Origin of the sequence: Streptomyces sp. CoH27, from assembly GCF_020181035.1 — a bacterium.
GTDB lineage: Bacteria > Actinomycetota > Actinomycetes > Streptomycetales > Streptomycetaceae > Streptomyces > Streptomyces camelliae.
On record NZ_JAIQYY010000034.1, the window covers coordinates 22,242 to 46,145 of the forward strand.

Annotated in this window: 20 protein-coding genes and 3 pseudogenes; 5 read left to right on the top strand and 18 right to left on the bottom strand. The window is 70.5% G+C overall.

Translation table 11 applies throughout. The features are described 5' to 3' along the window. Window positions 1-23 precede the first annotated feature (23 nt). Window positions 24-896, top strand: coding sequence for a universal stress protein (locus LE548_RS38505; protein WP_225101704.1), 873 nt, complete (start codon window positions 24-26; stop codon window positions 894-896). 234 nt (window positions 897-1,130) lie between these two features. On the opposite strand, the gene LE548_RS38510 is transcribed toward LE548_RS38505, so the two are convergent. Continuing rightward, window positions 1,131-1,406 (bottom strand): hypothetical protein, encoded by a 276-nt coding sequence (locus tag LE548_RS38510; RefSeq protein WP_225101705.1) that lies wholly within the window; start codon window positions 1,404-1,406, stop codon window positions 1,131-1,133. 166 nt (window positions 1,407-1,572) lie between these two features. Here LE548_RS38510 and LE548_RS38515 point away from each other — a divergent pair, with 166 nt between their 5' ends. Further along, on the top strand, window positions 1,573-1,896 hold the full coding sequence (locus LE548_RS38515; RefSeq protein WP_225101706.1) for a hypothetical protein: 324 nt from the start codon (window positions 1,573-1,575) through the stop codon (window positions 1,894-1,896). Between the two features lie 18 nt (window positions 1,897-1,914). Here the strand turns inward: LE548_RS38515 and LE548_RS45695 are convergent, their stop codons facing one another. Together LE548_RS45695 and LE548_RS46755 are read right to left on the bottom strand one after the other, a co-directional pair. Beyond that, window positions 1,915-3,354 carry a sulfatase-like hydrolase/transferase gene (locus LE548_RS45695; RefSeq protein WP_263637066.1) on the bottom strand — a complete coding sequence of 480 codons (1,440 nt, stop codon included), beginning with the start codon at window positions 3,352-3,354 and terminating at the stop codon, window positions 1,915-1,917. Then, window positions 3,351-4,541 (bottom strand): annotated as a pseudogene (locus tag LE548_RS46755) (sulfatase-like hydrolase/transferase). The gene LE548_RS45695 and the pseudogene LE548_RS46755 overlap by 4 nt, the downstream one beginning before the upstream one ends. Between LE548_RS46755 and LE548_RS38525 the strand changes: the two are divergent. Beyond that, a complete protein-coding gene (locus LE548_RS38525; RefSeq protein WP_225101707.1) occupies window positions 4,540-4,887 on the top strand; it encodes a YidH family protein in 348 nt (115 codons plus the stop codon). The pseudogene LE548_RS46755 and the gene LE548_RS38525 overlap by 2 nt on opposite strands. Window positions 4,888-4,919: 32 nt before the next feature. Beyond that, on the top strand, window positions 4,920-5,603 hold the full coding sequence (locus tag LE548_RS38530; RefSeq protein WP_225101708.1) for an HdeD family acid-resistance protein: 684 nt from the start codon (window positions 4,920-4,922) through the stop codon (window positions 5,601-5,603). A gap of 380 nt (window positions 5,604-5,983) precedes the next feature. On the opposite strand, the gene LE548_RS38535 is transcribed toward LE548_RS38530, so the two are convergent. The 7 genes and pseudogenes from LE548_RS38535 to LE548_RS38565 all read right to left on the bottom strand — a co-directional run bounded on the left by LE548_RS38535 (window position 5,984) and on the right by LE548_RS38565 (window position 15,675). Continuing rightward, window positions 5,984-6,556 carry a hypothetical protein gene (locus LE548_RS38535; protein ID WP_225101709.1) on the bottom strand — a complete coding sequence of 191 codons (573 nt, stop codon included), beginning with the start codon at window positions 6,554-6,556 and terminating at the stop codon, window positions 5,984-5,986. A gap of 401 nt (window positions 6,557-6,957) precedes the next feature. After that, a complete protein-coding gene (locus LE548_RS38540) occupies window positions 6,958-7,395 on the bottom strand; it encodes a pyridoxamine 5'-phosphate oxidase family protein (RefSeq protein WP_225101710.1) in 438 nt (145 codons plus the stop codon). Between the two features lie 111 nt (window positions 7,396-7,506). Continuing rightward, window positions 7,507-10,193, bottom strand: a pseudogene (gene ppdK / locus LE548_RS38545) (pyruvate, phosphate dikinase). A 262-nt stretch (window positions 10,194-10,455) separates the two neighbouring features. Continuing rightward, window positions 10,456-11,109, bottom strand: a complete 654-nt coding sequence (locus tag LE548_RS38550) for a CBS domain-containing protein (RefSeq protein ID WP_225101711.1) — start codon at window positions 11,107-11,109, stop codon at window positions 10,456-10,458. A 26-nt stretch (window positions 11,110-11,135) separates the two neighbouring features. Then, window positions 11,136-11,592, bottom strand: a pseudogene (locus LE548_RS38555) (cyclic nucleotide-binding domain-containing protein). A gap of 638 nt (window positions 11,593-12,230) precedes the next feature. After that, entirely contained in the window at window positions 12,231-12,959 is a 729-nt protein-coding gene (locus LE548_RS38560; RefSeq protein WP_225101712.1) for a CBS domain-containing protein, read from the bottom strand. A gap of 28 nt (window positions 12,960-12,987) precedes the next feature. Next, window positions 12,988-15,675, bottom strand: a complete 2,688-nt coding sequence (locus LE548_RS38565; RefSeq protein WP_225101713.1) for a bifunctional GNAT family N-acetyltransferase/acetate--CoA ligase family protein — start codon at window positions 15,673-15,675, stop codon at window positions 12,988-12,990. Window positions 15,676-16,004: 329 nt separating this feature from the next. On the opposite strand from LE548_RS38565, the gene LE548_RS38570 reads away from it, so the two are divergent. Continuing rightward, the gene (locus tag LE548_RS38570) at window positions 16,005-16,502 is read left to right on the top strand and encodes an HPP family protein (protein ID WP_225101714.1); all 498 of its coding nucleotides are present in this window, start codon (window positions 16,005-16,007) and stop codon (window positions 16,500-16,502) included. A gap of 610 nt (window positions 16,503-17,112) precedes the next feature. Here LE548_RS38570 and LE548_RS38575 read toward each other — a convergent pair. The 8 genes from LE548_RS38575 to LE548_RS38610 all read right to left on the bottom strand — a co-directional run bounded on the left by LE548_RS38575 (window position 17,113) and on the right by LE548_RS38610 (window position 23,199). Next, window positions 17,113-17,694 (bottom strand): hypothetical protein, encoded by a 582-nt coding sequence (locus tag LE548_RS38575; RefSeq protein WP_225101715.1) that lies wholly within the window; start codon window positions 17,692-17,694, stop codon window positions 17,113-17,115. A gap of 47 nt (window positions 17,695-17,741) precedes the next feature. After that, window positions 17,742-18,011: an SHOCT domain-containing protein gene (locus LE548_RS38580; protein WP_225101716.1), complete on the bottom strand. Its 270-nt coding sequence runs from the start codon at window positions 18,009-18,011 to the stop codon at window positions 17,742-17,744. Window positions 18,012-18,257: 246 nt separating this feature from the next. Further along, entirely contained in the window at window positions 18,258-18,431 is a 174-nt protein-coding gene (locus LE548_RS38585; RefSeq protein WP_225101717.1) for a hypothetical protein, read from the bottom strand. After that, entirely contained in the window at window positions 18,428-19,096 is a 669-nt protein-coding gene (locus LE548_RS38590; RefSeq protein WP_225101718.1) for a recombinase family protein, read from the bottom strand. The genes LE548_RS38585 and LE548_RS38590 overlap by 4 nt, the downstream gene beginning before the upstream one ends. 155 nt (window positions 19,097-19,251) lie before the next feature. Beyond that, window positions 19,252-19,707 carry a hypothetical protein gene (locus tag LE548_RS38595; protein WP_225101719.1) on the bottom strand — a complete coding sequence of 152 codons (456 nt, stop codon included), beginning with the start codon at window positions 19,705-19,707 and terminating at the stop codon, window positions 19,252-19,254. A 10-nt stretch (window positions 19,708-19,717) separates the two neighbouring features. Next, the gene (locus LE548_RS38600) at window positions 19,718-21,283 is read right to left on the bottom strand and encodes a transposase (protein WP_225101720.1); all 1,566 of its coding nucleotides are present in this window, start codon (window positions 21,281-21,283) and stop codon (window positions 19,718-19,720) included. After that, window positions 21,226-22,743, bottom strand: a complete 1,518-nt coding sequence (locus LE548_RS38605) for a DUF4158 domain-containing protein (RefSeq protein WP_225101721.1) — start codon at window positions 22,741-22,743, stop codon at window positions 21,226-21,228. The genes LE548_RS38600 and LE548_RS38605 overlap by 58 nt, the downstream gene beginning before the upstream one ends. A 276-nt stretch (window positions 22,744-23,019) precedes the next feature. Continuing rightward, entirely contained in the window at window positions 23,020-23,199 is a 180-nt protein-coding gene (locus LE548_RS38610) for a hypothetical protein (RefSeq protein ID WP_225101722.1), read from the bottom strand. Window positions 23,200-23,904 lie beyond the last annotated feature (705 nt).

Sequence of the window (23,904 nt, forward strand, 5' to 3'; positions counted from 1 at the left end):
CCTTCGAAAGAGCGGTGAGCGCGATGGACCGTCCGATCGTCGTCGGTGTCGACGGCTCCGAGCCCAGTCTGCGCGCCGTTGACTGGGCGGCTGACGAGGCCTCCCTACGCGGGGCACCGCTCCGCCTCGTGTACGCCTCTCTCTGGGAGCGGTACGAAGGCGGGCTGCTCGCGCAGGAACTCGGCAAGCCGCTGGAGAAGGTGATGGCCCGGGACGTGCTCGGCACCGCCGAACTGCGCGCCGAGCGGCGCCGACCGGGCCTGAAGGTCACCAGCAGCGTGCTGCCCGAGGAGGCGGTGGTCGGGCTCGTCCGCGAGAGCTGCACCGCCCTTGCCGTCGTTCTGGGCTGTCGGGGCCGTAGCGGGGCGGCCGAGACGCTCCTCGGTTCGGTCAGCCTGGCGGTCGCCGGGCGTGCGCACTGCCCGGTGATCGTGCTGCGCGGCAGCCACGACAACCGGGCCCTCCCCGGGGCCCGGGGCCGGATTGTCCTCGGGGTAGGCGACAAGCCGAGGGCCTCGGCCGCCCTGCGGTTCGCCGTCGAGGAAGCAACCCTGCGCGGCGTGCCCTTGGAAGCCGTACGTGCCTGGCGGCACCCCGGGCACGCGACCACCGGACACCCCTTGATCGCCGGGCAGCCGGCGCATCTGGAACAGCGGCAGGCGGCCGAACTGCTGGAGGAAGCCCTGCGCGACGTGCCGGCCGACCTGAAGACGGACCACCGCGCCGTCGAGGGCCACGCCCGCGACGCTCTGCTCGCCGCGTCCTACGAGGCCGATCTCCTCGTCGTCGGCACCCGGCGCCGCCACGGCCACTTCGGCTTCCAACTCGGCTGCGCTGCCCACGGGGTGCTGCACCACGCGGCCTGCCCGGTGGCCGTCGTACCCGAACCCTCCTGACAGCCCAGGCAAAGAGACCTCGGAGGCGACGAATTCCCGTACCTATCGGCCGCTTTCACCGATCGGGCGATGAATTCGAGTAGGCGACTCGTTCCCGTGGTGCTACGAAGAGTCACCACCCCGCGGAACCGGGCTTGGCGCAGCACGAGCTTGCGCGAGGTCAGCGTCCAGTAGCCGCAGCGGTACGGAAGTGGTCCATCGTGCGTCGCAGGGCTCGGTATGCCGTTGTCAGGGTCAGTGACAATGCCGGGTGATCCACCTGGCGCCGCGGTTGGCCGCGTACCAGCGACGACGCAGGCGCGCCGACAGTGTCGAGGGCGTGTCAAGGCGGATGACGCATGGGGGGCAGGGGCACTCGGTGGCACGGACGAGGTCCTGCGCGCGGAGGTGCAGTTCTTCCAGCAGACTCGGCGCCGGCTCGGCTGTGGCGGTCACGCGCTGGTAGGCGGCTTCTGCCGCGGCCCAGGACTGGGCCAGACGCATCATCGACAGGGAGGTGGGGTGGTTCATGCCTCCTCCGGAGACGTGCTGAGTGGGCTGGCTCCGCATTGCCCGCCCTGCCCACTCGTCCCACGTGAGGTGGGTCACCGCCCGGTGAATTCGGCAGGTCGCACACCTAGCATGAGGCGATTGGTGAGCCTTTTAGCCTATTTCGATCGGCGAGGGGATGGGTCGGATGGTGTGGTCGGTAGCCGCCGACGACGTCCGCGTGGCAGCGGTGCGTCAGACGCTGGCGCCCTATGCGTGGCGATCGCTCCGCCTCGATGCGCTGTGCCGCCGCGCGGTGGCGGCGATGGACGGCGTCGACGTGAACCGCACCCGCTTTCCCGACGCCGAGGAGCGGACGGCCGCGCTGATCGCCGGTCTGGCCGGCAGCAGGTGGCGGTCGCACACGGTCGAGGCCCTGAGCCGCCGGCTCGTCAGCGCGGCGGATGCGTGGCGCCAGGAGCAGGCATGGCTCGACATCCAGCTCGGCCTGCTCCTGGACGACGCCGACTGAGCCACCGCCGCCTCCGCCCTACTGCCGGGCCATGTGCATGTGCACCTCGCTGTGGATGTCGGTGAGGAGTTCGCCGGACAGGTTCACGGTGACGGTGTGGAGGGTGCCGGTGAACCGGAAGGGGGACGCGTAGTCGGGTGTCACCGGGGAGCCCGGATTGGCGCCGCACGTCATGCCGCCGGGGTTGAAGGCGACGGGCGTGGTGATCGGGATGCCCGCCTCGCCGACCAGGGTCTGGTCGACGTAGAGCTGTGCCTTGCCCGGTGTGCCCTTGCCGTGGGCGATGTCCGCTTCTCCGGTCGGTTCGAACTCGAAGCGTAGCTGATGGCGGCCCTCGGGGACGGGCTCCCTGGAGGAGACGCCATGCGTCTCCCGGCGCACGTAGTTGTGTGCATAGTGCAGTCGCTGGTCCTTCATGTAGAGCGCCCAGCCGCCGGCGCTGGTGCCCTGGGAGAGCAGGACGCCCTCGGCGCCGCCGGCGGGGATCTCCACGTCGGCCGTGATGCTGTACGGGCGGTTGAGCACGCGCGGGGCGACCGCCGCGGGGAGCGTCTCGGTGCCGGGCCGGAAGGTGTAGCTGGTCCGGTCCTTCGTGATCTGCGGGCGCACCAGCATCATCCGCTGCACCCCACTGCCGTCGATGGGGAGCACGCCGTACGTGCCGGCCTCCGCGTACCACAGGGAGATCAGCTCGATGAGCTTGTCGCGGTGGTCGGCGGCCAGGTCGCGGGTCTCGGCGATGTCCTCGTCGATGTGGTACAGCTCCCAGTGGTGGGCGTCCAGGTCGCTCAGCTGCTCCGCGCTGATCGGGGTCCCGAACGGCTTGCCGGCCTCGGCGAACGAGGGGCCCGGCCAGGGGCAGACGGCACGCCAGCCGTCGTGGTCGATGGCCCGGTGGCCGAGCATCTCGAAGTACTGGGTGCGATGGCGGGTGGGCGCCGAGGCGTCGTCGAAGGTGTAGGCCAGGCTGACGCCGTGCAGCGGGGACTGGGGGATGCCCCTGATGGTGGCCAGCGGCTCGATGCCGAGCACGTCCAGGACGGTGGGGACCATGTCGATGATGTGCGCGTACTGGCTGCGGATCTCGCCGCGGGACTTGAAGCCCTTCGGCCAGTGGACCAGGAAGGGGTCGCTCACGCCACCTCGGTAGGTTTCGCGCTTCCACCGGCGGAAGGGGGTGTTGCCCGCCCAGGTCCAGCCCCACGGGTAGTGGTTGAAGGTGCTGGTGCCGCCGAGGTCGTCGATGTACCGGAGGCTCTCCTCCAGCGGCTCGGGGGCGTTGTTGAAGAACTGAAGCTCGTTGGTGGTCCCGGTCACGCCGCCCTCCGCGCTGGCCCCGTTGTCGGAGACCACCATGATCAGTGTGTTGTCGTACTCGCCGATCTCTTTGAGGAAGGCGATGAGGCGGCCGATGTGGTGGTCGGTGTGGGTGAGGAATCCGGCGTAGACCTCCATCATGCGCGCGGCCAGGCGCCGCGCGTCCGGACTGAGGGAATCCCACTCCGGTACGTCGGGGTCATGCGGGAGAGCCGGGCGTCGGCCGGTACGACGCCGAGTTGCTTCTGCCGGTCGAAGGTGTACTCGCGGTAGGCGTCCCAGCCGTCGTCGAGACGACCCTGATAGTTGTCCGCCCACTCCTTCGGCACGTGGTGCGGAGCGTGCGTGGCACCGGTGCAGAAGTACAGATGGAAGGGCTTGTCCGGGGCGACCTGCTTGGCGTCGGCGATGAACGTCGTCGCCTTGTCGGCAAGGTCGGCGGTCAGGTGGTAGCCCTGCTCGGGCGTGGCGGGCGGATCCACCTGGTGGTTGTCGTACACCAGGTCCGGATACCACTGGCTGGTGTCCCCGCCCAGGAAGCCTTAGAACCGCTCGAACCCTCGTCCCAGCGGCCAGCGGTCGTACGGCCCGGCCGCGGACTCGTACTCGGAGGGTACGAGGTGCCACTTGCCGACCATGTAGGTGTTGTAGCCGTGCTGCTGCACCATCTCGGAGAGCATGCCGTTCTCGAAAGGTATCTGCCCGTTGTACCCCGGATAGCCGGTGGACAGCTCGGTGACCGCCGCCATCGCGTTCGCGTGATGGTTGCGGCCCGTGACGATGCAGGAGCGTGACGGTGAACAGAGCGCCGTCGTGTGCATGTTGTTGTACAGCAACCCGTTCGCCGCCAACGCGTCCAGATGCGGCGTCTCGATCGGACTGCCGTAACAGCCGAACTGACCGAACCCTGTGTTGTCCAGCACGATGAACAGCACGTTCGGCTCCCCGGGTACGGCTCGCCGCGGCTGGGGCCAGGCCGGGGTCGACTCCTCTGCGGTCCGCCCGATCGTCCCGGGGAAGGCGGTGCCCGGCTTGTACTCGGTCCATTGGGGTTGCGACATCTCGCACGGCCTCCGTCCTCGATCATGCCCAGGTCGGGATTCCTCGCATGCGGGCATCGCGATGCCCCGGAGAACAACACGCCGTTTGACGCTAAGAACGGTGCCACGGGGCGCGTTCGCTGCCCTGGCGTCTCTCGGGACGCTGCGACGGCACAGAACCCACACTAGACTTGGGAAAGAGGCCTTGCCACCAGAGTGGACGCTCGTGCCTCCGCGCATCTCCCGTCCCTGAGGACGCCCTCGGGTGAGAGGTCTGGGAGGACGCATGCACCTCAAGGGGCAGGAAGCGCCCCGGCCCAACACGGGAAGCGCCGCCCGGGACCAACTGGCCAACGAGCGCACATACTTGGCCTGGCTGCGCACCGGGATCAGCGTGGCCGCCCTCGGCGTCGCGGTGGCGAAGTTCGCTCCGCACCGAGGCGCTCACGCCGTCGCCGCGGGGCTGATCCTGCTCTTCGCCGGACTGCTGGTCTCGGCCTACGGAACGTGGCGTTACCGGGCCGTCGAACGGCAGTTGGACGCCGGATTCTTCGCCCCTGCGGGTTCCGGCGCCATTCTCACGGCCACTGTCGTCACCCTGCTCGCCCTGATCTCCGTCCTGGTCCTCATCTGACCGTTCAACCCCACGAGAATGAGGTGGATGACATGACATTCCCGTCCGATGCGGCGGGCAACCGTCCGCCGAGCGAGACTCCGCGCCAGGGCACGCCTCTGGGCGACGAAAACCTGACAGCCGTGGCGAACCTCGGCTGGCAGGCCCTGTTCACCATCGGCCTGGCATCGATAGCCCTGGGCGTGGTCGTCCTGGCATGGCCGGGTGAGACACTGCGCGTCGTCGGCATTGCCTTCGGCGTCTACCTGCTGGTCATCGGCGTCTTCCAACTGGCCGCGACCTTCGGCGCGCACGTGCCCGCGCATCTGCGGGCACTGCACTTCATCACCGGCGCGCTGTGTGTGCTGCTCGGGCTCGTCTGCTTCCGGGGCACCCTGGAATCGATCCTGCTGCTCGCCCTCTGGATCGGCTTCGGCTGGCTGCTGCGCGGCGTCATGATGACGACGGCCGCGGCATCGTCCCGCGACATGCCGGGCCGCGGCCGGATGCTGACCCTGGGGATCATCACTCTGCTCGCGGGCGTCGTGGTGATTGTCATGCCGTTCGGCTCGATCGGCGCGCTCACCCTGGTGGCCGGCATCATGGCCATCGTCGTGGGTGTCGTCGAGGTGTTCCACGCCATCCAACTCCGGGTCGAAACCGGCCACCTTGCCGAGGGCAAACCCACGAGGCCACGGCGGTCCCTGTTCCACATGCACCCTCACCCTCAGCACTGACAATCGGAGATCCGGCCGTCCGGCCCTCGCGCCCGCCCGCCGACCAGACGCCGTGACAACGGGATTGAGGGCCGACGAGGCGTTGGCCGCATGACTGCCGTCCGTCCCTTCTGCCCGCCGGACGGCTGACGTTCCACGACGTCCGCCGACGGGCAGACACATCTCGGCTCCCCGGGTGACGATGAACGCACGGCAGTTGTCGGCAGTGAACCCGACGGTGTGACGCGCCATGCTCCGAGCAACAGAAGATCCCAGGTCGGCGGCTATCTGGCCTGGCGTCTCTCGGAGCCGCCTTCGGGATTGAACCCGCGGAGCTCGGCCGGGCGGGGAGCCGCCCGGCGGCCGAGCCACGCGGACGGGCGGATCGGCCTCGGCCCGCATCAGCCGGTCCGGTGGCCCCAGCGGGGCTCGACCAGGTCCCACTCCCGGTCCCAGCGGGCCAGGCGCCGCCGGTCGAGCCAGACCCGCCCGAGTGCTCCCGCCCCGTACACCGGGGCGGCGACGGCCAAGCCGGCCGCGGCGCCGAAGAGAGCGGCCTCCACCGCGCCCTCGGCGGGGTCCGTGGGCTTCGAAAGGGCGAGCCTGCCGTGGTCGTCCTGCCAGGCCGCCACACGGGAGCCGACTCGCAGTCCGCTGTCGACCAGGGTGCTGCCGGTGCGGGAGGTGCCGTCCGGTGCGGTCCAGCGCACCTGCGCCGGGACCAGGCCGTCCGTCGTCCAGGCCGCCGACGCACCATGCGGCGCGTCGGCGAGCAGCACCGCACGGACAGCATGCTGGTGTGCGCGCTGCTGCGCGAACACCTCCCCGGCGGCACGCGCCGTCAGCACTCCGGTGACGGCCCCGCCGACCACGGCCATGACCCAGATCGCCAGGATGATCCAGGCCTCCACGAGGTCCTCGCGGCGCCGCAGCGGATTGCTCCGCCAACGCCACAGCCGCTTCTTCGCGTCCATCGGGCGGCACCTCCTCGTATGCGGCGACGCCTCTGACGCTGCCCTTTGCGGCCTCACTGCCACAGGGGCCGACGGGACCTCGACGGAGGGCCGTACGGCCCGACGTCCCGCCCGGGAAGAGCCATGGGGCCCAGCAGATGGTGTGTGAAGTCGTGTGTGCATGCCGAAGACCTTCCTCAGCCCCGCGGCCTGCAGCGGCGGAAGCCCCCACTCCCGGTGACCAGTCGCAGGTGGCCCCGCTGGGGGCGGGGGCCAGCGTCCGGTTGCGCACGCGGCACATTGATGTGCGGGTGCGCGTCGAACCTTGCACGGTGACGGACGCCGGATCACGGTCTGACGGCGGCCGGGGCGGGGCGAGTGTCGTGGTACTCGCACCGCCCCGGCCATTTCTCGTATGCCGCTCAAGCAGTCTCCGTGAGCAGTACGCCCATGACCAGTTCGGGACGGATGCGGACCGCGTGGTCCATGCCTTGCTGTGGCACCCAGGGATTCACCATGCTGCGTATGCGCGCCAGTTCGGCGGGGTCGGTGACCAGGCAGGCGTAACCGGTGACCACCACGGTCCAGCCGAGACGCGTGTCCGGGTCGATGGCGTCGGCCGCGTAGGCGACGACCACACCGGTGCTGTCGGCCTCACAGGCCTGTGAGGTCAGAGCCGCGCCCTCGTGTGTACGGATCACGATGTCACCGTCGTCCAGGACGTGGTTGACCGGGCGGACGGCGGGCAGCGCCTGCCGGGTGAAGACGATCCGGCCCAGGGGCACGCTGCCGAGTAGGCGCAGTGCCTCGGTCCGGTCGAGGTCGACGCGGTGGTGCGGTGGATCGGGGGGACAGATCATGGCTGGCTTCTCTGTGCCTGCGCGGCTTTCTGACTCCACTGTTTTCCATGGCCCCACCCCTCACCAGTGCCGTTCGGTCCTCGGGAACAAGCCAGTCGTCCCTGGGCGCGCTCACCTGCTGTCGCCCGTGTCGATCCCGCCCAGTGCGGCCCTGCCTGCCTCCAGTCGGGCTACCGGGATCCGGAACGGGGAGCAGGAGACGTAGTCCAGTCCGGCGGTGTGGAAGAAGTGGATCGACTCCGGGTCGCCGCCGTGCTCGCCGTAGACGCCGGTCTCCAGGCCGGGCCGGACGGCGCGGCCCTCCTCGACGGCGATCCGGACGAGTCGGCCCACACCCTCGCGGTCGAGTGTCTCGAACGGTGAGGCGGCGAAGACGCCCTTGTCGAGGTACGCCGAGAAGAACGCGGCCTCCACGTCGTCGCGTGAGAAGCCCCAGGTGGTCTGGGTGAGGTCGTTGGTGCCGAAGGAGAAGAACTCCGCCTCCTCGGCGATCCGGCCGGCCGTGAGCGCGGCCCGTGGCAGCTCGATCATCGTGCCGGCGGGACAGTGGACGGCATACCGGTCTCCGCCCCGACCTCGGCCAGCACCTGCTCCACCTGCTCACGGGTGAGCCGCAGTTCCTCGACGGCTCCGACGAGCGGCGCCATGATCTCCGCCCGCGGGGAGCCCCCGGCCCGCGTGCGCTCGACCACGGCTTCGGCGACGGCCCGGACCTGCATGGCGATGAGGCCCGGCACCACCAGCCCGAGCCGCACGCCCCGCAGCCCCAGCATCGGGTTCGCCTCGTGCATCCGGTTCACAGCCTCCAGCAACTCCACGTCGTGAGTGTCCGGTTGACCACCCGCGGCCCTGTCGGAGGCGACGCGGACGGCGAGTTCGGTGCGGTCGGGCAGGAACTCGTGCAGCGGTGGGTCGAGCAGCCTGATGGTGACCGGCAGGCCGTCCATCGCCTCCAGGATGGCAGCGAAGTCCCGTCGCTGGAGCGGCAGAAGAGCCGCCAGCGCCTGCTCTCGTCCGGTGGCGGTTCGGGTCAGGATCATCTCCTCGACCAGCTTGCGCCGCTCGCCGAGGAACATGTGCTCGGTGCGGCACAGCCCGATGCCCTGCGCCCCGAACCGCCGGGCCCGCGCCGCGTCCTCCGGCGTGTCGGCATTGGCCCGCACCTCCAACCTCCTTACCGCATCGGCGTGTTCCAGGGCACGGGCGACCGCCGCAACCACACTGTCCGCCTGCTCACCGGACTCCAGATACCGCATCGTGGCGGAGGCGACGAGCGGAACCGCGCCCGCGTACACGGCACCGGTGGAGCCGTCCACCGAGAGGACGGTGCCCTCCTCGACGACCGTGCCGTCGAGGGTGGTCAGTCGCCGGGCCTCGGTGTTGACGGCGACGTCCTGAGCGCCGCACACGCAGACGCGGCCCATCCCACGCGCTACGACGGCCGCGTGGCTCGTCTTGCCGCCCCTGCTGGTCAGCACCGCCTGGGCGACGACCATGCCGGGCAGATCGTCGGGTGTGCTCTCCTCGCGTACGAGCACCACCTGGTCACCGGCCGCGGCTCGCCGTACCGCCTCCGCGGAGTCGAAGACGGCCGCACCGGCTGCGGCGCCAGGGGAGGCGGGTACGCCGTGGGCGAGCGCCGCGCCGGCCTTGTCGGTGTCGAAGCGGGGGAACATCAGTCGGCCGAATTGTTCACCGTGCACCCGGTTCAGGCCCTCGTCGGCCGTGACGAGCCCCTCGCTGGCCAGTTCCGCGGCGATGGCGAAGGCGGCTTCGGCGGTGCGTTTGCCGATCCGGGTCTGCAGCATCCACAGCGTGCCGCGCTCGATGGTGAACTCGATGTCGCACAGGTCGCGGTAGTGCCGCTCCAGCGTCTGCGCGTGGTCCCGCAGCTGCCGGTAGGAGCGCGGGTCCAGCCGCTCCAGCGCGGAGAGGGGCACGGTGTCACGGATGCCGGCGACGACGTCCTCGCCCTGGGCGTTCGGCAGGTAGTCGCCGTACAGGCCGGGCTGTCCGGTGGCCGGGTCGCGGGTGAAGGCGACGCCGCTGCCGGAGTCGGGGCCGAGGTTGCCGAACACCATGCGCTGCACGGTGACCGCGGTACCGAGATCGTCGGGGATGTGCTCGCGCCGCCGGTACACGCGGGCCCGCCCGGCGTTCCAGGACCGGAACACGGCGAGGACCGCCTCCTGAAGCTGCTGTGCGGGGGACTGCGGGAAGGCGCGGCCGGTCTCGTCGCGGATCAGCTGCTTGTACGTCTCCACCAGCCAGGTGAGGTCGGAGGCGTCGAGGTGGACGTCGTCAGGAGCCTCGCGGGCCTCCTTGAACAGCGTCAGAGCCTCGTCGAACAGGGCCGGGTCGACACCCATCACCGTGCTGCCGAACATCTGGAGAAGCCGGCGGTAGGAATCCCAGGCGAAACGCTCCGCACCGGACACCCTGGCCAGGCCGAGCACGGAGGCGTCGTTCAGGCCGATGCCGAGGACGGTCTCCATCATGCCGGGCATGGAGAACCGCGCCCCGGAGCGAACGGAGACCAGCAGCGGATCGTCTGGCTGCCCCAGCCGCCTCCCGGTGGTCGTCTCCAGCGCCGTCAGGTGCCGGGAGATCTCCGCCGACAGGCCCTCCGGCTCCTCACCGGTGGCGAGGAAGGCCCGGCAGGCCTCGGTGGTGACGGTGAACCCGGGCGGCACTGGCAGGCCGAGCCGGGTCATCTCGGCCAGGTTGGCGCCCTTGCCGCCGAGCAGGTCGGCCATGTTCCGGTCGCCGTCCTGGAAGTCGTACACATAACGGACCATGGCGGCACATCTCGGGCTGTACGGCGGTCTGCGTACGGTTCCAGCGTCGGACGGGAGAGGGCCGCCGGGGAGGTGCTCTCGGCCCCGCTGACCGGGCCGATTGGCCCCGGAGCAGGTGAGCCGACGGTGGGTGGTCCGCTTCGGACTCATCCAGCGGCGCATGGCCGGATGGGACGAGGAGTGGAGGCGGATCGGGCCACGGTGGGGAGACCTGGGCGGAGGCCGAGACTACCTCCATGGCTGGTGCATGTCCCTTGGAGTTTCACTCCGCGCCGGCCGCGATGAGTCGGCAGTCCACATCCACCACCCCCTCGACTCCGCGGACCAGGCGCGCGGCGAGAGGAATCCGGGCGGCGTCCCGTACTTGTCCGGTCAGCGTCGCGATGCCGTCGGTGACCATGATGTGGATGGGCTCGACCGGGGCTGGGAAGAGCGGGTCGACGACATCGCGCCGGATCTCGTCGGCGAGGTCGTTGTCCGGGCGCAGGAACACCTTCAGGAGGTCCCCCCGGCTGACCACGCCGTCGAGCACACCCTCGCTGTTCACGACAGGCAGTCGCTTGACGTGCCGCAGCGCCATGATGCGCGCCGCCTCGGCGAGGGTGGCGTCGGCATGGACGGTGACGGCCGGGGTGCTCATCAGTTCCTTGGCGCACACGCCTCCCGCCTTGGCGACATCGGACAGCCTCCGCCGCTGGGTGAACCGGTCCGGATCGCTCCCCCGGAATTCCTCCTTGGGCAGCAGGTCGGCCTCGGACACCACACCCACCACCCGGCCGTCGCCCTCCAGCACGGGCAGGGCACTGACCTGCCACTGCTCCATCCGCTCCACGATGTCCTTGAACAGGGCCTCGCGGCCCACGGCGACGACGGCGCGCGTCATCACGTCACTCACCCGGTGCGGACTGCTGTCCATGTCCTCCTCCTCTCAAGTTCGGGCGGTCAGATCAGACCGCCGCTGCCGTAGGGGGCGTAGAGGTCGAGCAGCCGGATTCGGGTGGCGTGCAGCCGCTGAGCCACCACGCTCCCGACCCAGACCGCGATCGCCCGGCCGAACTCGGGGTCCTCGGCGCATATCACCCGCACGGTCTCGGCGTCGAACACCCACGCCCGTACCGGCCTCGTCGCCACGGCGCCCAGGTGCCAGAGGTACGGCGGAAAGTGCCAGGACCAGCCAATCAGTTCGCCATGCCCGAGGGTCTCGATGACGGCGGGCCGACGGCCCGGTACGTGCAGGTTGAGGGCGACGGTGCCAGTGCGCACGATCCAGAACCGGTCGGCGCGCCCCGCCCTCCTCGAACAGGCGGACCCCGGCATCGAAGGGGACCTCACGGGCGAGACGCATCAGCCGTTCGCGGTGCACGCGCTCAAGAGCCGCGCTCATGGTGGTGGAAGTCATCGCACCGGCTCCCTTCGTGGCTTCTACTCCCAGCGTGGGCGTCGTCGGCGCCAGGCACCACAGGTCACTCGGGCCCGGCCGGGAGCCCTTCGGCCCCGAGCCCGACGGGCGGCTGCGCCGCCGGGTCCGCACCGCTCGCAAGAAGCCGCGCAGGCCTCCCGACGCAAAGAGGGCGTCGGCCGGGCGGTGCTGGACCGGCTGCGCGAGCGGGCGCTGGACCGGCCCTTTCCGCCTGGCACACTCCTGGCGGAGCGCGACCTCGATCCGGGGTCGGCTTCTCCAGCTGTGGGACCACACCGACCTGACCGTCGTCCTGCACTCGCCCACACTTGGACCGGCCACCCCGACCGTATCCACCGTATCCACCGGTTCGAACTCGGTACCCCGGCAGCTGGAGAGCGACGTGAGGAGTCCGCCGTCATGACCCACCGCTCGATGCACTCGCCCCGGCCGCCCGCACGGCCCCGGCCCGCCCTGCTCACCTTTCTCGGCGGGGTGGGCACGGTCACCGGCAGTACGATCCTGGTCGAGAGCGACCACGCCCGGGTCCTCGGCGGCGGTCTCTTCCAGGGCCTTGCCGACCTGTGGCGCCGCAACCGGCGGGCCTGCCCTTGTGACGCCCGGTGGCATCGAGACCCTCACGTTCGTCGCGGTCGGCCTTCGGCCGCGCCGTGCACGGTCGGTCGTGTCGTCTGTGCGTGCCTGTCGTCGAAGCCGTAGGTGAGGTGGTCCACGACGTCGACGACACCGTCCATGCGGTGCGTCAGACCGACCGCTGCGGTGACGTCGTCGCGGTGCTCCAGCTGTCCGGTGAGCGTGACCACTCCGTCGTACACGGCGACGTCGACGACATCCGGGCTGAGCCGCAGGGCATTGGTGAACACCTCACGTTGCACGGCCCGCCGGATCTCGTCGTCGGAGCGCAGGAAGACCTGCAGCAGGTCGCGACGCGTGACGATGCCGACGAGGCGGTCCTCCTCGTCGACCACTGGCAGCCGTTCGATGCCGTGCCGCGTCATCAGCCGGGCTGCCTCGGACAGGGCCGCCTCCGCGGGGACCGTCACAGCGGGCGCCGACATCAGCCCGCCCGCTGTACGCGCCCGGCTGCGGGCGGCGCTCTGGCGGGCATCGCGGCTCAGGCCACGTACCCAGGCGGCGAGGTGACCGCCGGGCTCCGGTGGGCGTGCCTGGCGCCGCATCAGGTCGGTCTCGGAGATCACCCCGATGATCTTGTCGTCCTCGTCGATCACCGGCAGCCCGCTGATGCGGTGCTGGCGGAGGAGGCGTACGACCTCCTTGAACGGGGTGCCGTAGCGGGCCGTGACGACGTCGTCGGTCATGACTGCACCGACCTTGGTGGGGTTCATGGCTGGCCTCCTTCCGCGGTGGCGCCCGTCAGCGCAGCCTGCGCAGGTAGGGATCGTGAGGGTGGCGTGGCACGAGCCGGACGCGGGCGTCGAGCGTGGTGACGCCGTGAGGCCCGGCCAGGACCGGGTTGAGGTCGGCCTCCGCCAGTTCGGGCAGGTCGGAGGCCATCCGGGACAGGCGGTGCAGCAGTTGCTCCAGTCCGCCGAGGTCGGCGGTGGGGCTGCCGGCGTAGCCGAACAGCAGCGGGGAGCAGTGGGGCGACGTCAGAAGGTCGTGCACGTCGAGGTCGGTGAGCGGGGCGAGCCGGGCCGCGTGGTCGGCGAGCAGTTCGGTCGCCGTACCGCCGAGTCCGAACACCACCAGCGGCCCGAAGACCTCGTCCTGGACGACTCCGGCGAACAGTTCGGTGCCGCGTTCGGCCAGCGGTTGCACCACCACTCCGGTCATCCGGTCACCGAACCGGGTGACCAGGTCGCGGTGGGCGGCCCTGACCTGGGAAGCGTTCTGAAGATCGAGGTGAAGGGCGTGCTGCTCGCTCTTGTGCAGCAGACCCGGCCAGTACGCCTTCATGACGATGCGTCCGTCCGGTCCGGCGAGCCGCCCGGCCGCGGCGACCGCCTCGTCCTCGTCCCAGGCCCATTCCCAGGGGATCTGCGGGATGCCGTAGCAGCCCAGGAGCGCAGCCGTCGCCTGCGGGTCGGGCCAGCCTCCCTCCGGGTTCCCGTCCAGGAAGGCGGCGGTCAGACTCTTCGCGCGTCCGGTATCCACGTCCGTCAGCTCCGGTACGGCGCCGGGAAGTCGGGCGAGCCAGCCGGCGCGGGCTGCCGCGTGGGCCAGGGCGCGGGCGGCGTCCTCGGCGTCGGAGTAGGCGGGTACGGCGCCTCCGCCGGCGGTCGACAGTAGCTCGACGCGGGCAGCCTGGGCGGGCAGCACCGCGGCGACCGGGCGGGTCAGCGGCCCCGCCGTCGACGTCAGGGCGCGCACCAGGTCCTCGCCGGTGGCCGCCGCGACCGCTGTGGGGACCAGGCTCACCAAGACCGCGTCAACGGCGCCGTGCCGGGCCAGCAGGCTGACGCTCGCCCGCAGTTGTTCCTCTGTCACGGCCGGTGTGACGTCCACGGGGTTGGCCGCTGTGGCGCCGCCGGGCAACAGGGCGGGGAGTTCGTCCGCCAGGCCGGCGGGAAGCGGTGGGACGACGAGTCCGGCGTCCACGCAGGCGTCAGCGGCCAGGACGCCCGCCCCGCCCGCGTTGCTGACGACGGCGACCTTCCCACCCGGGGGCAGCGGCTGGGCATGCAACAGGGCGGCCGTGTCGAGGAGTTCGCCGATGGTCCGGGTGGCGGTGATGCCGGCCTGGGTGAACAGGGCCTGCCGGGTCATGGTCGGAGTGGCGGCCGCCGCGGTGTGCGAGGCTGCGGCCCGCCGTCCGGCCTCGGACCGGCCCGCGTCCACCGTCAGCACCGGCATCGTCCGGGCCACCCGGCGGGCGGTGCGCGAGAAGGCGCGGGGGTTGCCGAAGGACTCCAGGTGCAGCAGCGCCAGGTCGGTGCGCCCGTCGCTCTCCCACCACTGGAGCATGTCGTTGCCGCTGACGTCGTACTTGTCGCCGAGCGAGACGAACGTCGACACGCCGATGCCGAGCCGGGCCAGCCCGTCCAGCAGCGCGATGCCGACGCCGCCCGACTGTACGGCGACCCCGGCGGTGCCCGGCCCTGGGTGCCGAGCGGCGAAGGTGGCGTCCAGGTGGGCGTCGTCCTCGGTGTTGGCCAGGCCCAGGCAGTTCGGGCCGACCAGCCGCATGCCATGACGCCGGCACGCGTCCAGCAGTACCCGGGATTGCTGGGCATCCAGGCCCGCGGAGACCACGAGCAGGGCGTGCACACCAGCTCGCCCGCACTCCTCGGCCACTTCGGGGACGGCTGTGGCCGGTACGGCGATCACGGCCAGGTCCGGTACGTGTGGCAGGTCGGCGACGGACCGCCAGGCGTGCACCCCGGCGATCGCGGCGGCCTCGGGGTGCACGGCATACAGCCGCCCGGTGTAAGAACCGTTGTGGATGTTGCGCAGGATCGCGCGCCCGACCGACCCGGGTCGGCGGCCCGCGCCGATCACCGCGACGGTTCCGGGGCGTAGCAGCGGCCGCAGACTGGCGATGTCGGCCAGCCGGCCGCGCGACTCGACGGCGCTCAAGTAGGTCTCGTCCTCGGCGAGTTCGACCGTGCAGTGTACCTCGGGCTCGTCGAAGCGGCGGGTGACGCGCAGCCCCAGATCGTGGAAGACCTTGAGGACGTCGTGGTTCTCGGCCAGGGCGTCGGCGCTGAACGCGGTGACGCCCGCCGTACGCGCGGCGTCCGCGAGGTGTTCCAGCAGGAGAGTGGCGACGCCGCGGTGATGCCAGCCATCGGCCACGGCGACCGAGATCTCCGCGGTGCTGCTGCCCGGCAGGACTTCGTACTCGGCCAGCCCCACGAGCCGCCCCTCGTACTCGGCGGCCAGCGCGCGGTAGCCGGGGCGTTCACCTCCGGCCACCCGGTCGGCGGCCTGCCGGGCGGAGACCGGGCTGACGGAGAAGAACCTGAGCCGCAGGTTCTGCGGTGCCATCTCCTCGTACAGCCGTTGCACTTCTCCATGGTCGGCCGGACCCGCCCGCCGTATGCGCACGGTCGTTCCGTCGGCCAGCAGGGCATGCACGGGGACTTCCTGGACGCCGGTCATCGCTTACTCTCCCTCCAGACGGTCCCGCGTTCAGCGTCCGGCGTCGGGTCCAGGCCGCACAGGGGCTGACCGGGCATCGCGCCGGGCCGTGTGGCCCTGGCTCACGGCGGGCGCCGGGGCCTGCCGTACGCCCGGTATGGCCTCTGTGCTCACCAGGAGACCGGATCCCGTTTGTGCCCACTGGGCGATGAGGGTCCCATGGCCCCTCACGTTGGCCTCACCGGCTCAAGACGTGCTCCGCGGTCCGGGCGAGCGTGACGAGCAGAAACTCCGAAGGCCAAGGGCACTCGGGTCCCGGCTCGGCCGGCGCTCAGTGGGAGGAGGCAGCCGTGGATGAGAGGCTTTGCGTGGCCGCCCTGATGAACGGGACGCCGTACTCGATCAGTGAGGACGAGACGCTGCTGACGGCCTGGGAACTGGTCGAGCGGTCCGGGCAACGTCATCTGCCGGTGGTCCGCCAGGACGGCTGCTGCGCCGGTGTGCTGGACCGCGCCGAGCTCGCTGTCGCCTGCGCGGAACCCGCGGTGGCGCTGTCCCGCCGGAGGGTGTGCGACCTCGTGCACGGTCGGCGTACGGTCACGGTCCATCCCGAGGAATCGACGCCCAGTGCGGCGGCCGTGATGACGGAGGAACACCTGGACGCGCTGCCGGTCACCGACCAGCACGGACGGCTGACCGGCCTGCTCACGGCAGGGGACTACGTGGCCGCCGCGGCTGGTCTGGTCCGGCACACAGGGCCGGCCCAGCAGGCGCCGCACCTGTGCGCACCACTGCCCGGGCTGCCGCCTCGCCGAAGGGAGCGGGAACGCGGCATTCCCATTCCGTAGGGGCGTGCGGGCCGCTCGGAGGTCTCACGGCCCGGCCAGGCATACGGCCGTGACCTTGTACTCGGGGCAGGACGTGACCGTGTCCGCGTGGGCGGAAGCGAGGCGGTTCACTCCGCTCGCTGGGAAGGGCAAGGAGCAGAAGACCTGGCTGGGGGCGAGTAGTTCGCTGGTCCGGGCTATGAGCCGGGGTCGTACCGTGCCAGCTCTCCACGGTGATCTGTGCACCTTCCGGTACGCCGTGCCGGATGGCGTCGTCGGCGTGGACGTGGAGGACGTCGGCCGGGTCGAGCGCGAGGTTGCCTCCGCACCGGGTCGTGCTGCCTGAGTTGTAGCGAGCCCAGCGTCGTCCGGTGACCAGGACCTGCGGTGTGTGCCGACGGTGCCGCGGAGGATCGCCAGGTTGACCAGGCCCGCACCCCGTCGGTGCCGTGTAGGTGTTCGGTGACGCCCAGGCCGTAGACGACCGCGGGCTGCGGGGCACGGCCAAGACGAAGGGCTCAGACTGGTGAGACTTGATCCGCCGTCACAGGGTCACCGTTCACCCGACGGCGAGGCGGTACACGGCCACCAGTCGGCACCTCCCCCGGCTGACCTCCTGCCGCAGGCCGGACTATGCGCGGCCGGGTTGTTGCTGCATATGCAGGAAGCGACCGTGCCAGGTGTGATACCAGACAGCACCGGTGCTCGCGTTGACCGAGAGCATGCCGACGAGGTGGTCGTCGCGGAGGGTGTGCAGGGTGTAGTACCCAGGGAACTGGTCGGGTCCCGCCGCATGCAGACCGGTGTGGTGTTCGCTCAGCCAGCGGTCGGCGTTCCGTACCGCTTGCCCGGGACCGATCTCCGGAGTGCCGGGCCGAGTGCCGGCGGCCATCATGCCGTAGGCGGTGTTCCACATCATGGCCGGGCCAAACTCCGGCTGGACCAAGCCGCTGCTGGGGTTGATGAGCACCTCGGTGGCGCCTTTTCCGTGAGCGTCGAGGAGCTGGGCGTAGTAGCCGTTGGTGAACCGCATGATCTCCCCGACGTGCAGACCCCACCGGTTGGCGAAGCTCTGCGCGGCGCGGCTGGCCTCAGTCAGGTTGTGCACCACTCCCTCGCGGGATGTCACGCCCGTCATCGTCTTGGGGCCTGGACGCCACGACGGGGAGCCATTGCCGCCGATCCACATGATCGAGGCGATCAGTGCGGCCACCGCGGCGACCAGCACGGCAAGCGGCAGCCAGCGCCCGCGGAGCCCGGTCATTGGGGCCTCGGATGGTGGCTAGCGAGGCGTTCGCGGGCTTCGGCATACGTGTCTGTGTCGATTTCGCCGGATGCGTAGCGGCGGTCGAGGATCTCCTCCGGGGTTTCTCGCTGCTCATGGCCTTCCCAGCCGTGGCTTCGGTGGGAAGGCCCGCCAGGCGGACCCTGCGTCAGGCGGAGCACCGCCCACACCGCGAGGCCGATCAGTGCGATCCACAGCAGGGGCATGAACGCCATCCACGCCCAGCCGCCGTCCCAGTACATCACCGGCCCCACCTCCGCCCGCGGAGCTTTGGACAATGGGCCTCACGCCCATACTGGCCGCAGGCCGTGTGGGTGCGCCAAGGCCGATTGGCCCTGCTCCCTGGACCACCTGGCACTTCTTCGCCGTGAGTGAGTCGGTCCTCGCGGTCGGCCCGCGAGGACTCGGCGCGGATGCGCACCGGGTCCTCGGCGCTACCCAGGTCGGCCGAGAGTCACGCCGACAACGGTGTGCTGCATCACCTGGCGGAATTAGCAAGCCGTCTGCTCGCAGGCCCGGTCGAGGCAGTCCCACGGACCGACAGGCACCTCGATGGGCACGTGCTGGCTGTAGTCGAAGTCGTCCTTGTACATCGAGGGGTCGTCGTCCTGGTTGTGCGGCACGGTCAGCGGCTGGACGGCCTGAGTCTCGGGGGTCTCGGTCACTTGCTGGCCTCCAACTGGTGGGGGACGTCTCCGGCCCGAAGTTCGCGCAGGTCGGGGATGTGGTTGTAGAGAGTGCCCGGGGAGACACCCAGCAGCTTGGCGATCGAGGTGATGGAACGGCCGGGGTCGGGCAGCAGGTCGCGGGCAGCCTTGATGATTTCCTCGGTGGCGACGGTGGGGCGTCCGCCGACCCGGCCGCGGGCGCGGGCGGCGGCCAGGCCCTCGCGGGTGCCCTGGACGATGAGTTCGCGGATGAACTCCGCCAGGGCGGCGAAGACGTGGAAGACGAGCCGGCCGCCGGGAGTGGTGGTGTCGAGGTTCTCGTGCAGCGAGGTGAAGCCGATCTCTCGCGTGCGGAGTTCGGCGACCATGTTGATGAGGTCTTGGAGGCTGCGGCCGTAGCGGTCGAGCGAGGGGACGACCAACGTGTCGCCGGCGTCGAGGAACGCGTGGCACGCCTTCAGCTCCGGGCGCAGGTCGGTCTTGCCGGACTTCTTGTCGGAGAAGATCTTGCGGCACCCGGCGGCGGTGAGGGCGTCGATCTGCCGTTCGAGCTTCTGCCCGCCGGTCGACACCCGCGCGTACCCGATCTTGATCTCGGTTCTTATGAGCGGTTCGGCGACGAGGAGTTCGGGGTGGCCGGACGGGGCCGGGAAGTCACTCATGACCCCGGATCATGTCAGAAAACAGTGGTCCGGGGTTCTTGAATGACCCTGGTTTTTGAAGGGTTTTTTGAAGGCCCTGCGGGGGTGCGCGGGGCCCTGTCCGGTGATCTTCAGAAAACGAACGTTTCTTGAAGGGCGGGGAGTGCGGGACGGTGTCACCCGGCGCTGTACGGGCGCGGCTGTCCGCCGACTGCCTCAGTCATGTCGGCGGCCTTGTCGAGCATCTGCTGGACCCGCTTGCGGCTGAAGGAGACGAGGAGGAGGGCGAGGGCGTAGACGGTCAGGGTGTGGATGCGGTCGCGGACTTCCAGGGACCCGCCGTCGATCAGCTCCCGCATCGTCACCTCGCCCCGGGCCAGTTGGCGGGCGGCCGTGGTGACGGCGAACTCGTGCTCGGTCGGCGCGAAGCGGGCCAGGGCATCGACTTCCCGCACGAGGGACGCCGGGACGTACGGGCGGCCGGTATCCCGGAGCATCTGGAGAGTGTCGTTGTAGAAGTTCGCGGTCACGCCCCTGGCGAACTCCAGCTGGTCGTCCTCCAGGTGCGCGAGGTGTTCGGCGACCGCGGCGCGGTCGCGTGCGGCGTAGGCCCGCCACAGATGGCCCGCCACGATGCCTCGTTCATCCGGGGGTCGGTGATGTCCTGGAAGTCGTGGAACTCGGCCATCGTGTCTCCGTGACGGGTCGGGCGGCGGTGTCCGCCGGGGTGCGGGGGCGGGGCACGGCGGCGGCCGGCGCGAGGTCGAGCCGCTTGTTCATGTCCAGGCGGAAGGTGCCGTACGGGTTGATGTTCGACCAGAACAGCGCGGTCAGGCCGCGCCGGTCCTCGGGGGTGAGCTTCTTCGCCCACTTCGGCTCGGCCAGGACCTGTTGGAGCAGCAGGGTGTTGACGTGGACGAGCGCGGACTGGAGCAGGTGGAGCGCGAGCATGGACGTCTCGGCGTGCTCCTTGTCCGGGCCGGTCAGGGCGCCGTCCTTGCCGTAGTGCAGCACGGTGTTCGCGCTGTTCCAGTTCTCTACGACCTGGAGGCCGCCGTGGATCTCGCGGCGGAGGTCGGGGCTGGCGAGGTAGTCGCAGGCGAAGGTGGTGCGCACGGCGCGGCCGAGTTCTTCGAGGGCCTGGTAGGTGGGGTGCTTGGGGCCGCCGCGGGTGAAGCGCCGCAGCACCTGTTCGGCCTCGGCCGTCCCGAGCCGCAGCGCGGTGGCGTACTTGACCATCTGGTCGTACTGCTGCTCGATCAGGTCCCAGCGGATCGGCCGGGTCAGTGAGCCGCCGAGCGCGGGCCAGCCGGGCGGGGTGTCGTCGGGGCGGTACAGGCGGATGCTGCCGATGTTCTTCAGGCGGGGCAGCAGGCGGAAGTTGAGCAGCTCGGTGAAGGCGAACCCGACCACGCTCGCGCCGTGGGTGTCGACGTAGTTGGACTCGATCTCGGCGTCCGTGCAGTGCCTCAGCAGGCCCTCGATCATCGCCGCGACCTCGGACGACGAACAGCTCTTGAGCTGGGAGTAGATGCAGACGTTCTTCTTCTCGACGTGCCAGTAGATCATCACGCCGTTGCCGCCGTAGCGGGCGTGGTACTCGGTCATGAAGTTCGAGGACCAGGACCCGAACTTCTTCGAGTCCGACGCGCACGAGGTTCCCTCGCCCCACCAGGCGGCATCCCGCGCGGCGAACGTGCCGTTCACCAGCCGGGTGACGGCCGCGCGGAGGTTGTCGACGGTGATGAAGTGCCGGCGCACGTGCCGCAGCGCGGCCTCGGTCTCGCCGTGCTCGCCGGTCGCCACGATCGCCCGGATGCCCATGTTGGTGCCCAGCGCGAACAGGGCGAGCAGCAGGCGCCGCTGAAGGGTGGCGCGGTCGATGCGCTCGTACGCGGCGACCAAGGAGAACTCGTCGGTGAAGCCGGTGAGGAAGTCGGCGTCCTTCAGCACGTCCAGCAGGTCGAGCACGCCCCACCGTCGTACGACCTCGTCCTTGAGGGCCTGAAGGCCCGTGGGCTCGTCCAGCGGTTCCAGCTTCGGCACGGTGATCCACGGCTCGCCCTTGCGGGTGGTGACCTTCACCCCACCTGCCGAGCCGTCCGTGAGCGCCGCCGACAGCCGGTCCAGGCCGTCCGTCATCCGCCGCTTCAGCCCGGTGACGAACTCCTTGGGATCCTCGGGGTGGCGGATCGCTGCGTAGTGCACGGTGCGGGTCGACTCGAAGTCGCCGGGCAGATCGTCCTCCGGGTCGCCCCACCGCCTCCGCCCTCGATGTAGATCTCCCGGCGCCGGATCGCGTCCCGCAGCGCCACCAGGACGCACAGCTCGTACGGGATGCGCTCGATCTTGCCCTTGTCGTCGACGACGGCCTCGCGCCAGTCCTTGCGTACAACGCCGTCCATCGGCACCGCGTCGCCGGCGTCGTAGAACCGCGTCTTGCCGTCGACGTCGGCGTACTTGGCCAGCAGCGCGAGGGCGTCCATCACCGGCCGGTAGGCGGTGTTGTTGCACTTGAAGCCCAGCGTGTTCAGCAGCGGCGGCAGCATCTGCCGGTAGTACGAGCTGTACGAGGAGCGCAGCGTGGTGCGGACCTTGGCCTTGAAGGCCTTCTCGTTCGCCTTCGCCTCCGCGACCAGGTCACGCAGTGTCTTCTCCCCGACCACCGGGTACAGCACCGCCCTGACGGTCCCCTCCGGCCGGTCCACCGCCGCGTCGGCGAGGCGGAAGAGGATGCCCTCCTTGCCCCGCACCTTCTTCAGCTCCGCCGTGAGCTGCCGTTCCACCCGCCGCTCGGCACGGGCGTTGATCTTGTGGACCAGGGCGACGAGCAGTTCCACCAGGGCGTCGGTGATCTCCGCCTGACGGGACGCGCACAGCGCGGCCAGCAGCGTCGTCCGCACGTCCTCGCCCGCGTCCCGGAGGTCCGAGGGGTACATCTTGATCGCCCGCGCCCGCCACGCGGTCACCAGCTTCTCCGAGCAGTCCGCGAACAGCCCCTCCGGCAAACCGAGTTGCCGCACGGCGGTCAGCTTGGTGATCTCCGCCAGCAGCGAGTCCAGCCCCACCGCGCCCGGGTCCCGCTTAAGCGAGGCCAGCAGCGCGGTCCCCTCCTCGTTGCCCTCCGCCACCAAGTCGAGCAGACGACGGGCGCACACCTCGCCCAGGCGCGCGGCGGTCTGCGCGCAGAAGACCCGGTCCGCCCGCGCCCGCGCGGCGGCCACGATCCGCTCGATGCGGCCCGGGGGCTCGACGCGGTCGCTGCGGCACTGCACGAGCAGGGCCTCGCGCAGCCGGTCCTCCACCAGCTCCACCGGGCAGACCTCATCGGCGAGCCAGCCGGTCAGCCGTTCCTCATCCGCCCGGGTCGCCGGGCGGAACCCCAGGGCCTCGCGGATCTGCGTACGGTGCCCCTTCGCGGAGCGGGACGACAGGTCGTACTTCGCCAAGTCCTCCGCCGGCACCTTCACCACGTTGGCCACGTAGTCGACCGCGGCCTGCGGGAACTCCTCCACGAACTGGGGGAACCGGCCCTCCAGCTCGAAGAACTTCAGCATCAGCACGAACCCGAGCCGGGTCGGGCCCGACTTGTTCGCGACCAGCTCCCAGCCAGGGCCTACCGGCGTCCAGCACGCCACCACGTCCTCGGGTGACCACTCCTGACGCATGAACGTCCCCGTCCCTCCGTCGACAACTCGTTCGGCCTAACGAAGGGGCCAGGCACGAAGCAACGGGGAGAGGCAGAGGGCCGCGGCTACTTTGCACCGTGGGTCAGAGATAGGACACCGGGGCCTGAAAGGGTCGGCCTGTGAGCCTCGATTTCGTTGGTCGCGTGCTCGACGAGCGCGCCCTGACGATCTACGGCACGGCGGGAGACACCCGCGAAGCGACATACCCATCATCCTCGCCCACTTCATCGGGCCCTCTGAGCTCAAGGGCGCCACCTATATCCAGCCACTGGCCGGGTGAATCTGTGAAAGGTCGAGGAAGAAGCCCTCGCGGGGGTTGTTGCCGGCGATGGCACTCAGGGCCTGGACGATGGCGCGGATCAATGAGGCATTCTCGGCCGCACGATGGGCGAGGAGCTGCCAACCGGTGAGGATGTCGGCGACGGCGAACTGCAAGGTGTACCGCCGTCGAGTGCTTGGCATGCGATGCGGACTGCGTAGGGGAGGGCCGCGCGGGTAGTGGGACCGGCGCCGCCGGCGTGGGCGGCGGCCGTGACGAAGGGGCCTGCGGTTGCGATGGCGCGGCGGAGGGCGGCGGGGGTCAGCAGGCGGCTCGCCTGTCGCAGTACGGGGACGTCGGGGAGCGTGAGGGTCAGGGTGCGGTCGTCTGCGCCGGGGCGCGGCCAGGTGAGTTCGATGCGCATGGCGGCCTCCACGGGGAGGTAGGGGCGGGCCTGACGCCTGCGGTACGCATGGCGCCGTCGCTGCGCACGTCGCTCCGGCCCGGCCGGATGGGCGGGGCGCGGCATACGACAGGTCAGCTGGCGAGCGCGGGAGCCGCGGTCAGGCGGTGATGGACACGGGTTCGGGACTTCGGCTGTGGACCGGACCGGGTACTCATGCCCTCACCTCCTTGCGGCCGGGGACACACGCGGGTGTCGGTCGGCGTTCGCCGCACCCCTGCCGGGGCCGGGCGGCTAGTTCCCGGGCGCCCTGACCCGGAAGATACCGATGCGTCGAGATGTCCGTCGAAAAGTCTGCCGCCGATTACCTCGCTCGGCGGCATGTTGATATTTCCAGGCTTGCCGGAGTTGTACGATCTTGTCAAGGTGAGGAGGAAATGAGAGCCGTTACGGCGCTTGGCCGCGCCTCACCTGCTCT